Source organism: uncultured Olegusella sp., from assembly GCF_947253395.1.
Classification (GTDB): Bacteria; Actinomycetota; Coriobacteriia; order Coriobacteriales; family Atopobiaceae; genus Olegusella.
On the sequence record NZ_CAMXYY010000036.1, the window covers coordinates 1 to 15,950 of the forward strand.

At 48.3% G+C, this 15,950-nt stretch carries 12 protein-coding genes and 2 tRNA genes; 10 read left to right on the plus strand and 4 right to left on the minus strand.

What is annotated here, in order from left to right:
• Window positions 1-126: 126 nt before the first annotated feature.
• From Q0X25_RS04420 to mnmA, 6 genes are all read left to right on the plus strand, one after another.
• Window positions 127-2,442, plus strand: a complete 2,316-nt coding sequence (locus tag Q0X25_RS04420) for a GAF domain-containing SpoIIE family protein phosphatase (protein ID WP_298579282.1) — start codon at window positions 127-129, stop codon at window positions 2,440-2,442.
• Between the two features lie 29 nt (window positions 2,443-2,471).
• The gene (locus tag Q0X25_RS04425) at window positions 2,472-3,251 is read left to right on the plus strand and encodes an anti-sigma factor antagonist (RefSeq protein ID WP_298579283.1); all 780 of its coding nucleotides are present in this window, start codon (window positions 2,472-2,474) and stop codon (window positions 3,249-3,251) included.
• A 150-nt stretch (window positions 3,252-3,401) separates the two neighbouring features.
• A tRNA-Gly gene (locus tag Q0X25_RS04430) sits at window positions 3,402-3,477 on the plus strand.
• A 61-nt stretch (window positions 3,478-3,538) separates the two neighbouring features.
• Window positions 3,539-3,612, plus strand: a tRNA-Cys gene (locus Q0X25_RS04435).
• A gap of 112 nt (window positions 3,613-3,724) precedes the next feature.
• On the plus strand, window positions 3,725-4,969 hold the full coding sequence (locus tag Q0X25_RS04440; RefSeq protein ID WP_298579284.1) for a cysteine desulfurase family protein: 1,245 nt from the start codon (window positions 3,725-3,727) through the stop codon (window positions 4,967-4,969).
• Window positions 4,966-6,051, plus strand: coding sequence for a tRNA 2-thiouridine(34) synthase MnmA (gene mnmA / locus Q0X25_RS04445; RefSeq protein ID WP_298579285.1), 1,086 nt, complete (start codon window positions 4,966-4,968; stop codon window positions 6,049-6,051). The genes Q0X25_RS04440 and mnmA overlap by 4 nt, the downstream gene beginning before the upstream one ends.
• Before the next feature lie 69 nt (window positions 6,052-6,120).
• Here mnmA and Q0X25_RS04450 read toward each other — a convergent pair whose 3' ends face one another.
• Window positions 6,121-7,062: a MurR/RpiR family transcriptional regulator gene (locus Q0X25_RS04450; protein WP_298579286.1), complete on the minus strand. Its 942-nt coding sequence runs from the start codon at window positions 7,060-7,062 to the stop codon at window positions 6,121-6,123.
• 110 nt (window positions 7,063-7,172) lie between these two features.
• Here Q0X25_RS04450 and Q0X25_RS04455 point away from each other — a divergent pair, with 110 nt between their 5' ends.
• Window positions 7,173-8,618 (plus strand): glycoside hydrolase family 1 protein, encoded by a 1,446-nt coding sequence (locus Q0X25_RS04455; RefSeq protein ID WP_298579287.1) that lies wholly within the window; start codon window positions 7,173-7,175, stop codon window positions 8,616-8,618.
• An 89-nt stretch (window positions 8,619-8,707) separates the two neighbouring features.
• On the opposite strand, the gene Q0X25_RS04460 is transcribed toward Q0X25_RS04455, so the two are convergent.
• Window positions 8,708-9,034 carry a putative quinol monooxygenase gene (locus Q0X25_RS04460; RefSeq protein ID WP_298579288.1) on the minus strand — a complete coding sequence of 109 codons (327 nt, stop codon included), beginning with the start codon at window positions 9,032-9,034 and terminating at the stop codon, window positions 8,708-8,710.
• A 214-nt stretch (window positions 9,035-9,248) separates the two neighbouring features.
• Between Q0X25_RS04460 and Q0X25_RS04465 the strand changes: the two genes are divergently transcribed.
• The 3 genes from Q0X25_RS04465 (at window position 9,249) to Q0X25_RS04475 (ending at window position 12,226) form a co-directional block, all read left to right on the plus strand.
• On the plus strand, window positions 9,249-10,091 hold the full coding sequence (locus Q0X25_RS04465) for a PRD domain-containing protein (protein ID WP_298579289.1): 843 nt from the start codon (window positions 9,249-9,251) through the stop codon (window positions 10,089-10,091).
• A gap of 69 nt (window positions 10,092-10,160) precedes the next feature.
• Window positions 10,161-11,603 (plus strand): PTS transporter subunit EIIC, encoded by a 1,443-nt coding sequence (locus Q0X25_RS04470; RefSeq protein ID WP_298579290.1) that lies wholly within the window; start codon window positions 10,161-10,163, stop codon window positions 11,601-11,603.
• Window positions 11,604-11,707: 104 nt separating this feature from the next.
• Window positions 11,708-12,226 (plus strand): PTS glucose transporter subunit IIA, encoded by a 519-nt coding sequence (locus Q0X25_RS04475; RefSeq protein WP_298579291.1) that lies wholly within the window; start codon window positions 11,708-11,710, stop codon window positions 12,224-12,226.
• 316 nt (window positions 12,227-12,542) lie between these two features.
• On the opposite strand, the gene mgtA is transcribed toward Q0X25_RS04475, so the two are convergent.
• Together mgtA and Q0X25_RS04485 are read right to left on the minus strand one after the other, a co-directional pair.
• Complete coding sequence (gene mgtA / locus Q0X25_RS04480) at window positions 12,543-15,269, minus strand: magnesium-translocating P-type ATPase (protein WP_298579292.1); 2,727 nt, start codon at window positions 15,267-15,269, stop codon at window positions 12,543-12,545.
• Between the two features lie 310 nt (window positions 15,270-15,579).
• Window positions 15,580-15,950 (minus strand): helix-turn-helix transcriptional regulator (locus Q0X25_RS04485; RefSeq protein WP_298579293.1); only part of this gene is annotated, 371 nt, incomplete at its 5' end.

The window sequence follows — 15,950 nt, forward strand, 5'->3', positions numbered from 1 at the left end:
ATGGAAGGTATTGTTACGCTCAAGGTGCCGCTGGTGGCCGATGTCAGCTACGGTACAACTTGGGCAGATGCAAAGTAAGGTTTGCTCGATGACTATTCTCAAGAAGAAGCTTGGAAAGGGAATGTAGTGGCAGAAGAGATGCCCAAGGCGAGCATAGAACGCAAGGAAAACGTGATATTACATACTTCGACAGAGGTAGATCGGACGACATCGGGCTTGCTTGCACGCCTGCTGGCTATGACCAGTGATGCCGCCTTGGCTTTTGATGGAGCAGGACACATTCTGTTTGCCAACGAGGAAGCCGAAGAGTTGCTGGGACAAGCGGTAAAAAATCGTATTGCGATATCAAGTATTCAAGATCTTGATGTTCGTATGCTTTTTCCACCTGCGCTAGGACATGCTCCCAAGACGGATTTTTGCCTCGCTGATCTGCCTTTTCCTGTGGATGGGAGCACGCGGCGTCTGCTCTGTGCAAGTGCAGATGGCCGCGCACGTGAGCTCAATGTGCGCGCTGATCGTGTACAGGCTCCCAAAGAAATATATGTATTAGTGGCTTCAATTGTACATGATGAGGAAGCTGCAAGTCGTGAACGTGAGCGCTTGCTTGAGGAGCTTTCACGTGCTAATAGACGACTTTCGGGTACGCTCAAAATTGTGCTTGGTACGATTGATGCAACCGATGTGGCAACTCTCTTTACTGATGTACTACAGGAAATTTCTTCTACGCTTGAAGCAACGGGAGCGTTGCTTTATCTTGCAGAAAGTGATGGGTTTCGCTTGTATGGTGCAAGTGAAGGTACTAACACATCGCAGGTCAAGCACTTCTTTGTCCCTGGAAAAGCTTTTGAGCACAGACTGCGCGAGCTGGGCGGCGGCCTGCGCTTGCGCGTGCTTGATCCTCGTCGAGAAGATCTGCGTCAAGGCGAGCTAAAAGTTCGTGAATTGATTGACGAAGAAACACGTGAAACCTTTCATGTACACAAGTCGATAGTGCCGCCCTACAAAAGCTTTTTGTTGGCACCCGTATGGTTTGGAAACCATATCATTGCGGCCATTATTGTGGGTTGGGAATTTGCCAAGCAAATTCGTCGTGATGATGCGCAGCTTCTTGATGCGGTGGCAAGTTATCTATCTGTGCAGTTGGCAGGCGCCGTTGCAACTCTGCATCAGCAGCGCGAACGCGAATTAGCGGAGCTAGGCAACAAGCTTTCTGGACTCATTTTGGATGCAGGAAATGCGCTGGAAGAAGATGAGTTGTCCGAGAGTATGGATGCTTCTGCTGAAAAACGGCAAGATATCAGTGACAAGGTTCGCACTTTATTGGGTGAAACTTTATTGTGTTCGGTGGTTTTCCTGCGTCCTTATCCACTTTCAGAACATGGTGATTACCTCGTTGATTTACCGATACATGGTCGTCGTGTGCTCCCGTCAGAGCTGCTTTGCCATCAAGAAGAAAAGGCTGAAACAAGGGTAGTTGCCATCGATCCTACAGATAATCTGGGTGCTTGGCTTGTTGAGGCGGGCGAGTCTTGTCAGGGTGCGCTTTTTGATTTGGGTATTGTCGGGGGTGTGCGTCGCGCAATGCTCTTGCTGCGTGATGCGGAACTTGAACCATTTGATGAACTCGAAATGAGTTTTCTTCGTAGGCTTGCTGAGGATACTCACGATGCTGCTCAGGCTGAAGAGGCTTACGAACGTGATCGACATATTTCTCAAGCCTTACAGACTGGCATGCGTAATGAATTACAAAAAGTTCCTGGTGTGACTGCTGCAGGTTTTTATACATCGGCAACGCAGTCCGCTTCTGTTGGTGGTGATTTTTATGATCTCATTCGCTTACCTAAGGATCGCGCCTGTGTCATTATGGGCGATGTTTCGGGCAAAGGTGTTGAAGCGGCTTCAGTATCAGCTGCTGTCAAAACAGCACTGGGTGCTTACTCCTGGGAAGGGCTGAACCCTGCTCGTATGGTGCGCCTGCTCAACGATTTTTTGCTTGGCTTTACGCGCCTGGAAACTTTTGCGACGCTCTTTGTAGGCATCATTGACCTTAATCGAGCAGAGCTGAGCTATTGTTCTGCTGGCCATCCGCCGGCAATACTTGCTCGTGCTCAGACGGGTGATCTAAGCACATTGGACGTACAGTCAGGCGTGGTGGGAGCCTTCCGCGAGATGGAATATCGCAATGGTCGCATCAAGCTCTTTCCCGGTGATATTTTGCTTCTTTATACGGATGGCACAACTGAGGCTCGTGCGCCAGATGGGGCGTTTTTTGGCGAAGCAGGGCTGTGTGAGGCGGTGATGGCAGAGCTTCCCGTAGGCTTTGAGGGTCTGCTTGACCGTCTGTTGGCTCGACTCGATGAGTTCACCGATCGTCATCTGGAAGATGACGTTGCCCTTGTTTCTTTGCGCTTTGACAAATTTGTACGCACAACATCAGATTAAGGTACGTTATTGCGGGGAAGACTTCCCGTATGAGACCTGATACCAACATAGCCGTAGTGCCCCTCAAGGCCGATCTTGATGTTATGACCGTACCTGCCGTGCGGCGTAGCATCGACAGCCTTATTAGCTCGGGTTGTCGGCGCGTAATTTTGAATATGGCCGATGTAAGCTTTATCGATTCGGCGGGGATGGGACTTATCATTCGCGAGATTGCTCGTATGCGAGCAGCTGGTGGTCTCATGTCCCTTATCAACGTTTCGCCCGTGGTACTGAGGGCACTCGCCTTGAGACGTGTGGTGGACTTTATTCCCGTTTCAACAGTGGTAGAACAAGATGAAGTGCCCGAGCTTGAGCCTGGCACGCTGCCGCTTTGGAGGCGTGTCCTCCGCATTAATCCGCTCGATCCTGCAGCGACGCGCTCTAAGGTTAGTGAGTTGCTCGAGCTGCTTCCCTTGAGTAGTGATGAGCGCTTTGATGCCAATCTAGCGGTAGGAGAGGCTGTTGGTAATGCAGTGGACCACACAGATGGCCAGGGTGCACTTGTAGAGATTGTGGGCTATCGCGATCGTGTCGTGGTAGAAGTAAGTGACTGCGGTTGTGGGTGTGCTGATAGTTGGCGTGCGGCGTTGGCTGATGGAAGCTTGGGCATTTCGCGTATTGCTGATGATGCAGCAGAAGATGACTGTTGGCAAGCGCGTGGTCGTGGTCTTAAGCTTATGCGACTGCTTGCTGATTCGGTTACCATTGTTCCCAAAACCGTCGGATCGGGTACAGTAGTAAGAATTGTGAAGCTTGCACGTGGCATCTAAGCTGCTGTTTTGTTGAGTTTGAAAGATTTTCTCTGACGTTCGGTTGAGCTTGATAATCAACTCTTGAGAAAAATTTTCCTCAAATGGTACATTTTTCCAAATTTGTACTTGCATCCATGAGCGGAGTCCCGTATAGTACTTTCTTGCGTCGCGGGCTTAGCGCAGTTGGTAGCGCGCCACCTTGCCAAGGTGGAGGTCGCGGGTTCGACCCCCGTAGCCCGCTCCATGGTTTATCCGGGCCGATTCGTTCGGCCTTTTCTTTATCTGACGCGCATGCGTCAGCGTACGGCGAAGTAGCCAAGTGGTAAGGCACGGGCCTGCAAAGCCCTGATCCCCGGTTCGAATCCGGGCTTCGCCTCCAGAATTGTAAAGGGCATTCGTGCAAGCGGGTGTCCTTTTTTGTATGCTTTGCTCGTATAGCTCTTTTGGCGGAAAATTGCCTTGAGGGGATAGGCGAGCGGTGGGGAGCGGTTTTGGCTAAGACACATGTGGCGGCTCGCGAAGTCTATTTGGATTTTGCTGCAGCAACTCCCATGGCAGATGAAGTCACTCGTGCTATGCTTCCTTATTTTTCAGAATGCTTCTACAATCCCTCAGCTCCTTATGCACCAGCGCGCGATGCCCGCGCAGCTTATGAGGATGCCCGCACTCGTATCGCGCACCTTATTGGCGCACGTCCTGGCTGCGTCACAGTGACAGCAGGAGCTACCGAGGCTAATAACCTTGCTTTTGCTGTGGTCGCAGATCCCAAAGCTCGCGTTATCGTAGATGCGATTGAGCATGAGAGTGTGCTAAATTGTGCTGCTACTCATCCTTGTGATGTGGTTGGTGTATGCAGCGATGGTCGCGTTGATATAGCTGCGCTATCCGCAGCTATTTGTTCGGAAACTGAACTTATCTCAATTGAGCTTGCAAATGGTGAAATTGGCAGCATCCAGCCAATTCGCAAAATAGCACGGGTGATTGCTGCTGAGCGCAAGCGACGTCTTGCTGCGGGTGAGCTACGTCCGCTCTGGTTACATACAGATGCTTCTCAGGCTGCAGGCTATCTTTCTACCAATGTATCCTCCTTGGGCTGTGATCTGATGACGATGTCAGCAGCTAAAGTCTATGGTCCCAAGCAAGTAGGACTCCTCTGGGCGGCAGAAGGCGTGCCTTTGCGACCTTTAGTTTTGGGTGGTGGCCAAGAATCAGGCGTGCGTTCTGGTACTGAAAATGTTGCTGGGGCGGTAGGCTTTGCTGCGGCATTAGAACTTGCCATTGCTGGTCGAGCTGAGGAGGCGCAGCGCTTGCAGCAGTTGCGAGACCGCCTGCAGCGTAGACTGGTGAGCGAATTTCCTTGGGCTTTGGTTTCGGGTCCTCGCAATCCTAAAAAGCGTTTGCCCAGCTTGTTGCATATATCCTTTCCCCTGTTGGATGCTCGACGTCTGCTGATAGCGCTTGAGCGTCGTGGCGTTTATGTGGGTACAGGTAGCGCCTGCGCTGCAAGCAAGATGCGTCAGTCGCATGTCTTACAAGCAATTGGCGTATCAGCGTCAGTAGCGCAGGGCAGCTTGCGCCTCACGTTGGGTCGCAGTAGTTGCGAGGCAGATATTGAGTATGCGGCTGAGCAAATTATTGAGGTTGTGCATTCCGAGCTCACCCGGCTTGGTCTTACTGAGGCAGAGCTTGTAGCGGCAAGGGATTCTACTTCTGTCTCGATGGGAGGCACCCGATGAGCAAGGCAAAGGTCTATGTTGGTCTTTCTGGTGGAGTTGATTCTGCGTTGGCGACAGCTCTGCTTGTCGAGCAAAAATACGATGTGAAGGCCATCTACATGCGTAATTGGTCGCGCGATTTGCCAGGCTTTCATTGTCCGTGGGCAGACGAGCTGGCAGATGCTGAGCGTATTGCGGTCACACTTGGTGTTGACCTTGAAGTCTGGGACTTTGAGGCTGAGTACAAGCGTACGGTTGTCGATTATTTGGTGGAGAGTTATCGCCAGGGTCTTACGCCCAATCCTGATGTGATGTGCAATCAGACTATCAAATTTGGTAGTTTTGCCGAACGCGCTTTTGCTGAAGGCGCTGACTTTGTTGCTACAGGCCACTATGCGCGTGTATGCAAAGAGGAGGGGCATGCTCAACTGCTCCGTGCCTGTGATGAGCACAAAGATCAGACCTATTTTCTTTGGCGCGTTGGCGAAGAGGTGCTGGTACGAAGCTTGTTTCCTATAGGTGGTTTTGCTAGTAAAGCTGAAGTGCGCTCTGCCTGCGCCGAGCGTGGTCTCGGCGTCGAAAACAAGCCAGATTCCGATGGAATTTGTTTTGTGGGGCCTGTGGGCATTCGTACGTTTTTGCTGGATGAGCTCAATCGTCGCGCGGGCGATATCGTCGAGTGGGAGACAGGTAGCGTACTTGGGCATCATGACGGGGCGTTTTTGTATACGGTGGGGCAGAGACGGGGTCTTGACCTTGGTGGAGGACCTGCTCGCTATGTAGTGTCAACTGATGTGCAAAAAAACCTTGTGTATGTGACAGCTGATCGTATGTGCCCAGGGCTTTGGACTCGTGAGATTGAGCTTCATGATGTTTGCTGGATTAGCGGAGAGGCACCAGCAGCAGGAAAGTATTTGCTGCGCACGCGTCATACGGGCACTTTAACAGCTGTGCAGATAGACATCAGTGATGGGGTGGTCTGTGCACACTATAGCGATGCTCAAAAACGTGTTGCACCTGGTCAGAGTGCGGTAATTTATGCGGGTGAGCGTTGTCTTGGTGGCGGTATTGTTACAGGACCTATTCCTTGTCCTGTTTTTTAGCCTATGTAAGCTTTATCTAGCGTTAAGCCCGTATTCAAATGAGGCATATAAAAAATGACGCGATCCCCATTACTCTGGCAGTACATCACTCGCCTGCATGCGCTGCTCATGAGCGACTACAGCATCAAGTTTGCGCTGCACATTTTGAGAAAAATTAGCTTGAAAGCAGGCAGAATATAAAAGGTCTAGCGCAAATGTTGTTGCAGCCTCACTGTAATAACCTGCAATTTTGCTATAAAGATGCTCTTCTGGGGGGAAGCATAGACAACAATCACTATGATGTTTGAGCCAGTTGTTGCCTGAGTTTGTCACAACAACACAGCGTGTTCCCTGAGCCTGTAAGAGTGGCAAAAACTTTGCTGGTTGTCTTTGTTTTCCCACTCCAGAATAGGATACAAGCAGAGCGCAGTGCTCGCTTCCCATGCCACGTGCTACAAGTTCGCAGTCCTCTTCTTGAGGAACAAGACAATCTATACCTATTTGTGCATAGCGAAAAGCCAGATTCTCGCCCAAAAAACGATTCTGTGCTACCCCAAAATATACAATCTTTTGCGCCTGAATCATACGTTGTGCAGCAGTGCGCAACGTTGTTTCATTCAGTTCTTCTAATACTCGATGGTGTGCCCGTTCTTCCAAGCGTGCTATATGCTCTGCCATCTTTGTCAACGATGTTTCAGCATCAAAAGGAAAGTTAGTATCTATATTTGACTTACGCGCTTGTTTTTCGTAGCTGTGCATTTCCTCAACGTAAGCCTCCTCAAATGATCTCCACCCAGAAAATCCTAATCCCTGAGCAAAGCGTACCAAAGAAGGTTTAGAGCTAAAACTGAGTTGAGCGATTTCAGCCATGCTGAGATGTGTCAAGCCAGAACCTTCGTTCATAAGAAGTTGAGCAATCGACCGTTTTGATCCCGTTCGACCCTGTGCGAGAGCCTGCACCTGTGCTAGAAGTCTTTTGGTGTGATTCGACTGATCTGCCATATGTCCTTCCCCTGTTTCATTCTGTTTCATCTTATCCCATTTAACTTGTAAAACATACTTATAAATTAGAAACTGAAACTGCAGTACGTTTTAGAGGTAGGTAGAAGTGAGGAATGGTATAGAGGAGAGTGAGGCATGTCATGAAGATGAAAAATGGCTTTTTGTGGGGTGGCGCAACTGCTGCAAATCAGTATGAGGGTGCTTGGGATGTAGATGGCAAGGGCGCTTCTGTCCCAGACCACATGCGTGGAGGTAGTCTTCATACGCCGCGTCAGATTGATGCTGTAATTGATCCCGATGCACTTTATCCCAGCCATGAGGCAACCGATTTCTACCATCACTATGAGGAAGACATCGAGCTTTTTGCTGAAATGGGCTGGAATGTTTACCGTATGTCAATTAACTGGTCACGCCTTTTCCCCACGGGAGAGGAGAGCGAACCTAATCAAGCAGGTCTTGAATTTTATGACAAGGTTTTCGATTGCTTACAGGCTCATAACATTGAGCCTCTCGTAACTATCAGTCATTATGAGCTTCCTTATGCTCTCGTAGAGAAATACAATGGCTGGGCAGATCGCCGTCTTGTAGACTTCTTCTTTAATTATGGTAAAGTCCTTCTTGATCGCTGGCATGACAAGGTAAAGTACTGGCTCACGTTTAATGAGATTAATGCGGGTACTATGAGCTTGGGTGTTCCCTTGTCGCTTGGTAACATCAAGGGATATACCGGTACCATGGCAGATGTTCCTGACAATGCGCAAGAGCGTTATCAATCTCTCCATCATCAGTTTGTGGCGTCTGCCAAACTTGTGAAGTATGCACATGAGCACTATACAAACGTAATGATGGGTAATATGGATTGCTTCATTCTTACCTATGCTGCAACTTGCGATCCAAAAGATGAACTCGCCAATCAAGAAGAGATGCGTCGCATGAATTGGTATTGTTCCGATGTTCAAGCGCGCGGTGCGTACCCCAGTTATGCAAAACGCTTCTGGAAAGAGAAGGGCATCTCGTTGAACATGGAGCCTGGGGACGAGGAACTCTTGCGTGAGGGCGCTATTGACTTCTACACATTCTCATACTATATGAGTGGTATCGTGGGAACACATGGCGATATCAAAGAGGGTGCGGGAAATATGTCTTTTGGCGGACGTAATCCCTACCTCAAAGAGACAGATTGGGGTTGGCAAATTGACCCTGATGGTCTGCGTTTTGCTCTCAATGAGATTTACGACCGTTATCAACTTCCTCTTATGATCGTAGAAAATGGTATGGGTGCCTACGATGAGGTTGTTATAGAAGATGGGAAAGAATGCATCCATGATCCCTATCGTATCGATTACCTTCGTAGTCATGTGGCTGCCATGCGTGAGGCTGTGGAAGATGGCGTTGATTTGATAGGGTACACTTGGTGGGGCCCCATCGATTTGGTCAGCGCAGGTACTGGTGAAATGCGCAAGCGTTATGGTTTCATTTATGTTGATAAGCATGACGATGGTACGGGTGATTTGCATCGTGTACGCAAAGATTCGTTCTTCTACTACCAAAAAATTATTAAGAGCAATGGTGAAGATTTAAACTAGTGCAAAATATTTAGCGTTCGAATACAAAATAAAAACCAAGGGCAACATGCAGACTGTCCTTGGTTTTATTTTGGTGTCAAAACGGGATCTCACTTACGAATAAAGCGCTCATCCTGTGGAGCATCTTCTGCATCGCTATAGCGATGTACCTGCATATGCAGATCGTATTTCTCCCGGAGCTCAGCAATGCGTGTCATCATTGGAGATGCATGGTGGGCATCAATAGCTTTTTGGTCGCACCATTTGTCGATAAGCAATATGGTTTCTGGATCATCTAATGATTGAAAATAGGCATAACTTTCGTTTCCATCTTCGGCGCGAATTGCATCAACCGTGCCAGAATTAATCATTTCGCGTGCAAATGCCAGGGTGCTTCCTGCTGTTCCTGTATAAAATAAATTGATAGTGATGCTCATGCAACCCCCAATCGTTTGTCATACGGGTGAGTTTACTCCTAGGGGAGGAAGTTGTAAAAATGCTGTTTGCCGAGCATAGACTACCACATATGAATCTCAGTCTTGTATTCTTTATCCACGTATGTTAAATACGAACTAGCAAGATTGTTACTCCGCTGAGGCATTACTTGCGTGATCTATGTGGTCACTTGAAGTAGAGTCCAGAGGAGTACCTGTGCTGCTCACTAAGAAGATAAATAACAATGTAGCTTTTGGCACCGATGACACGGGTCAGGAAGTTGTAGTTTTTGGCAAGGGTATCGGATTTCATCATATGCCGTATGAGGTTGGAAAGCATGATGAAATTCAGCGTGTCTTTCGCGATGTGAGCAGCTCGATTGCAACTTCACTGGATTATCTAGACACCAATATTCTTTTAGCTGCCTCTGATATTGTTGAGCTTGCCCGTATGGAACTAGATTGTAAGCTCAACCCCAATCTTCCCTTTACACTTGCAGATCATATTCAGTTCGCTATCCAGCGTAGGCAAGAGGGTATTTTTATTAGCAACCCGCTTTCTGACACCGTTGCTTTTGTATATCCAACAGAGCTGGGACTTGCGCGAACGGGTGTTGAAATGATTAATCGTCGCGTGTCAGGTGCGGAGCTTCCAGACGATGAAGCTTGTGCTATAGCGCTGCATCTGGTAAATGGCGAACTTGGTGGCGGAGGAGATGAAAGTACCATCCGCCTTGTTATTGAAAGCACCAAGATTATTTCTCATGCAAGTGTTCTTATTGAAGATAATGTGCACATTACCCTCGATCGCACGTCATATGCGTTTCAACGTTTTGCGGCACATTTTCGCTACCTCGCATCTCGTTTGGCAGGCGAGAAAAAACTAAACCAAAGTGACAATAGTACGCTCTTTAAGCAAGCCGCTCATGATTTTCCCGAAGTCTATCTCATTGTGATGCAGATTGATGCGTATCTACAGGAAACCTATGGATGGAACTGTACGAACGAAGAGTTGCTTTATCTGATGATGCATGTGAATCGTCTCATCATGGCAACGTAGGTACTAAGGCTACGTTTACAACGCAGCTTGGTATAAAAAGAGTGGGCGGATTCTCGAGAAGGGAATAATATGGCAAAGGATTACACAGAGCTTGCTCAAGCCATCTTCGACAATGTGGGTGGCAACGAAAACATCAGAAGTGTTGCACATTGCATTACACGTATTCGTTTTAAGCTGAAAGATGTAAAAAAAGCAGATACGGAGGTGATTGAGAAGCTTCCAGGTGTCATAAAGGTGATGGATGCTAACGGTCAGTATCAGGTGGTCGTTGGCAACATTGTTGAGGGCGTGTATGATGCTATCCTCAAAGTAGGTGGACTATCTGGTGCAGGAGAAGTGGCTGCTGACGACGAGGATGAAGCCCCTAAGACGATAGGCGCCTTAGTCATTGACCTCATTTCCGGAATCTTCCAACCCGTTCTTGGTGTACTTTCTGCTGCGGGTATTATGAAGGGCGTGCTTGCTCTAGCAGTTTTTTTAGTTCCTGCTTTTATGACAGACGGCGCCTACACCATGCTTTATACCGTGGCTGATGGCTTTTTCTATTTCCTACCTGTAGCTCTCGGATTCTCGGCAGCCAAGAAATTTAAGATGAATGGCTTTACGGGTATGGCTATAGGCTTTGCGTTAGTCTATCCCTCTATGGTTGCACTGACTTCAGGTGAAGTTATTGGTAGCGTTGATCTTGGTTTTGCAGGCGTATTCTCGTGGTACTCAACATTTTTTGGTATCCCCATTATTATGCCAGCCTCAGGTTATACCTCCTCCGTTATCCCTGTAGTGCTCATGACATGGCTGGCATCTAAGATAGAAAAATCTTGTAGGTCATGGATGCCTGATTCACTCAAGCTCTTCTTTGTACCTCTCGTTACTCTTACTTGTACAGTAGTTCTGGGTTATCTCATTATCGGACCTGTCGCTACACTGCTTACTAATCTCATCCAGAGCTTCTTTGAGGCAATTCTTTCCATTCCCGTTATCGGTACCGTTCTTTTGAGTACGCTTGTCGGAGCGTTTTGGATGGTGCTCGTTATCTTTGGTTTCCATTGGAGTTTAGTGCCTCTTGCACTTATTAATTTCAACTCTGGCTATGATTACATCCTGCCTGGAATGATTGGTCACTCTTTTGCTTTGGGCGCTGTTATATTTGCAATGTATCTTAAGAATAAAGATAGTCAATTCCGTGGTATTGCGCTTCCTGCAATGATTTCGGCATTTTTCTTCGGTGTGACTGAGCCTGCAATCTATGGTGTTGCGCTCCCCGATGAGAAAGCTTTTATTAATGCTTCTATCGCTTCTGCACTTTCTGGACTTTTTATAGGAATTGTGGGTGCAAAGATTTTTATCCTTGGCGGTCTTGGAGTCTTTAATTGGCTCAGTTTTATTGATAGCTCAAATGCGCTTGGAGCAGGCATTACCTACATGATTTACGCCATTATCGCATCTCTTGGTGCAGCTGCTATTGGCTTTGTAATCGAGTTTATAAGCTATAAGCCTGAGAACAGCAAATAATATAATTATTTATTTGTGTATTGCCGTAGGAGATAGTTTTAGTATTTTCTACGGCATTTTCTTAGATACTAGTTGCTTTTATTTATAGATGAGGAAGAAAAAAAATGGGACTTTTCGATCGTTTCAAAAAGCCAGCAAAACCTGCGGCACTCGATGTGACTGTTGCTCAAAACGATGTTGTATGTCCGGTATCTGGTGAGGTAGTTGAACTCGCTGCTGTAAGTGACCCTGTATTTTCTACAGGCGCTATGGGACTAGGTTTTGGCGTAAAACCATCAGATGAGACTATCTATGCACCTATTTCAGGTACCATCAGTGTTCTTGGAGCACCGAACTTTCATGCACTAGGCATATCTGGCGATAATGGCGCTGAGTTTCTTATCCATGTCGGAGTAGATACCGTAGAAATGAAGGGCGACGGTTTTACGGTCTATGCAGAAAAGGGTCAACATATCAATGTGGGTGAAGCTCTTCTTGGCTTTTCCAAGAAAAAGATTGCTGCTGCAGGGCATGATGATGTTGTCATCTGCGCCATTACTAATAGTGATGACTTTTCGCAGATTGAGCTTGCGCATACGGGAAATATGCAAGCAGGAGACGTAGTTATACTCCTACATAAATAGGGCAGCATATCAGTAGCGTATTCTTACAGGGCTTCTTTGTTGCGTATTTGAGCGCTGGATTGATTGTTTGCACGGCTGGAGCTACAGATTCATTATTTGCGGAAGATTTGTTAGCGATTGTTGTGTCAGAGCTGCATCGCAAACATGAGCGAATGTAGTTGGTTAATTTAAACAGAACACCTCGTTACTTAATGCCGAGGTGTTCTGATTTGGCGGGTTGTACAGATTGCAACAAATGCACTGAGCCTCCACCGCTTAGTAGTGATGGAGTCTCAGCCTGCAAATGTATCGGCGCGTAAGACGGCTCAATCTGCCACTATAACAGGCGGCCAAACCTTCGGATATACAGTTTTTTTGCTAAAGCAACGAGTATGAGATACCCAATAATGACACCTAAAAGTATAGGTAGTGTGCTTGCAGGTAATGGTATTAAACCCAAGGCTTTGGCAACTGTTGGCATGTAGGGCATGGCTGTTACAAGCAACACACCCAAGGCTGTGAGCAGTGAGAGAGACCAAGAAGCACGACTTTCTATGAAAGAGAGCTTTTCAGTGCGAAGAGCATGCATGACCAGCGTCTGACTCCACATCGACTCAACAAACCAACCGGTCTGGAATGCTGCAACAAACATTCCCGTAGCTGCCATATTCCAAGTGCCACCTGCAATAGCGGGACACACCATCCAGAACAGCAATGCGTAAGTCAGCAGATCAAACACCGAGCTTGTAGGCCCAATCCACACCATAAATTTGGTAATCGACTCCGCATCCCAACGCTGTGGAGCTTGCAGCAGCTCTTCGTCTACACGATCCCACGGCAGCGCTGCCGCCGCGAGTGTATAAGCCAAACCCAGCAGCAACAGCTGAAGCGATGTCATTGGCAGAAAAGGTAAAGCTACGCTTGCTACCATGACAGATAGCACGTTTCCAAAGTTCGATGCGGCAGTCATCTTTACATACTTGATGGTATTGACATAGGTACGGCGTCCCTCCTCAATTCCATGGTCGAGCACCATGAGATCTTTCTTGAGCAAAATGATATTTGCCGTCTCTTTTGCCACGTCCACAGCAGTATCAACAGAAATACCTACATCGCTTGCACGCATTGCCGCCGCATCATTGATGCCGTCACCCAAAAAACCGACGGCGTGACCTTGCTCGCGCAATATGCGCACCACACGAGCTTTCTGTAGGGGAGAGAGTTTGGCAAAAAGTCTGCAGTTCTCGGCGCGTGCAGCGAGCTTTTCATCGTTTAGCTCATCAACATCAGCGCCCGTTAGTATGTCTTGTACATCAACGCCGACTTTTTTACATACGGCAGCAGCCACACGCTCAGCGTCACCGGTAAGTACTTTGACAGCTACGCCACTAGCCTCTAGACGTGCGATTGCTTCGGCAGCTCCAACTTTGGGCGGATCCAAAAAAGCTAGGTAACCTACGAGAGTCATATTGCTTTCATCCGCTACCGAAAATGCACCCACGGGCAATTGATGAGAGCGTCGTGCTACAGCAATTACACGCAATCCCTCATCGCCCAGACGCGTTGCCTCGGCTTCTACCTTGCGTACGAGATCCCCGCGAAGTGGTAGCTCCTTGCCGTGATAACGAACAAAACTGCAGATGGATAGCACCTCTTCAACAGCGCCTTTGGTCACAATATCGGTTAGTCCCGTTGCCTTTTCGCGTACCACCACGCTCATGCGGCGGCGCTCAAAATCAAAAGGAATCTCATCAATTTTTTCGTAGCGGCTATCCAATACTGATAGGCGAGGATCGGCCGCCTCAAGCTCGCGTGTCGCGTCAATTACTGCCTGATCGATGAGGTTAACTAGCCCTGTTTGTAGCGAACTGTTGAGATAGGCAAAGCGCAGGACATCGTTGTCATCATGTCCAGTTACATCTAAGTGACGCTCAAGTATGACACGGTTTTCGGTGAGTGTTCCTGTTTTATCGCAGCACAGTACATCTGTTGCACCAAGATTTTGGATAGAACCTAAACCCTTGACGATGACATCGTGACGACTCATTTCGGTGGCACCACGCGCAAGACAGGTGGTAACAATGACGGGCAACATCTGCGGTGTAATACCCACTGCAATTGACAGCGCAAATAACAGAGCAGCTGGCCAATCGCCCTTGGTTAGCCCGTTGACAAGCAAAACAAAGGGGCACATAACTGCCATAAACCTGACGAGCACGCGTGAGACATCCTCAATACCTTGGTCAAAGGCTGTTTTTGTAGGAGCTTCAGCGAGAGTTTCGGCCATGTGACCAAGGTAGGTGTTGTCGCCCGTTCCAACAACTACTGCCGTAGCGCTGCCACTTTGCACCGTGGTACCAGCAAATAAAATGTTACTGCAGTCAGCAATAGTCAGCGGACGACGGCGGCCCGAGCGCATGCGTGGCGTGTGGACTGTATCAGGCGTCTTTTCTACAGGTTCGGACTCACCAGTGAGCGCAGCCTGTGCTACAAAAAGATCCTTGGCGCTCACAACACGTGCGTCACCTGGGATGATATCGCCTGCTGCAAGATTTACTACATCGCCTACGGCAACCTGTGCGATAGGGATTTCGCTCGTTTGTGGTTCATCTGTCTCAGGATCCCGGCGTGTGATCGAGCATGTTGAAGTAACCATCGTGCGCAGACCTGCTGCCGCACGGTCACTCTTTGCTTCTTGGACATAGCCCAAAACACCTGAAATGACCACCATCATGCCAATGATGATTACCGTGGAAGGGTCGCGTGATTCGGGTGCCACAGCAATGACCTCAGTGTAAAAAGAGATCGCAGCCAACGCCAGCAAAATGAGTGTAAATGGACTTACAAAGGCATCAAAGAGCCTTCTTGCGGGTGATGCTACATGTGTAGGTGTGAGTTCATTGGTGCCCAGCAGGTCGAGTTTAGCTTGGGCAATATCTGCTGCGAGTCCGTTGTGTGTAGACATTAGTCGTGTAAGCGTGCGTTCCACATCGTGGCGTGCAGCAAAAGCAAGCTCGCGGCTTAGTTCAGAACGAAAGTTTTTCTTGGTAGTGATAGCAGACATAACTGTCTCCTTCGCGTGTCGAGGAAAAGTAGTGCAAAAATATCTGCACCTCCGACGTGCGAAGGCCAGCTAGCCGCGCGGCGAGATCCCAAAGAATCACGTCATATACTGTCTTGTACACAGGAAAACCTCATCAAAGCGCCCAGTCAGGACATATTTGATGTTTTACGCAAGCTCAGCGCGAGGACTTTGCCATGTGCACAGCGGTGGTAACGCGGCATTGTGGTCCTCGCATAACGGGACATATTCCATGGTTCGCCTCCTCGCAGGTCGCAGTCTTCCGACTGCAGTTTTCTATACGCTCACGGTATCACGCTCGTAAGTCAGGGGCAAGTTGAGATGGCAGCTTGTTTGTTGCTTTCTCCGCATTACTTCGCTGTTTGCGATAAGCGCCAGGAGAGATGCCATACCGTGCCTTGAATTTGCGTATAAAGTAAGAAAGGCTCTCAAAACCACAGCTGGCCGCAATGGCAGTGACGGGCTCTTGGGTACGTCTCAGAAGGTGACTAGCGGCTGTTAGTCGGTAGTCAGTGAGATACGACACAAAACTCTGTCCCGTTTCCTGTTTGAAACTGCGCATGAGATGCGCTTTGCTGTAGCCTGCCATATTGGCAACATCTTTAATGCTGAGCGGTTCGTCATAATGCTCCCTCAAATAGATGAGTACGTTTTTGATATGCG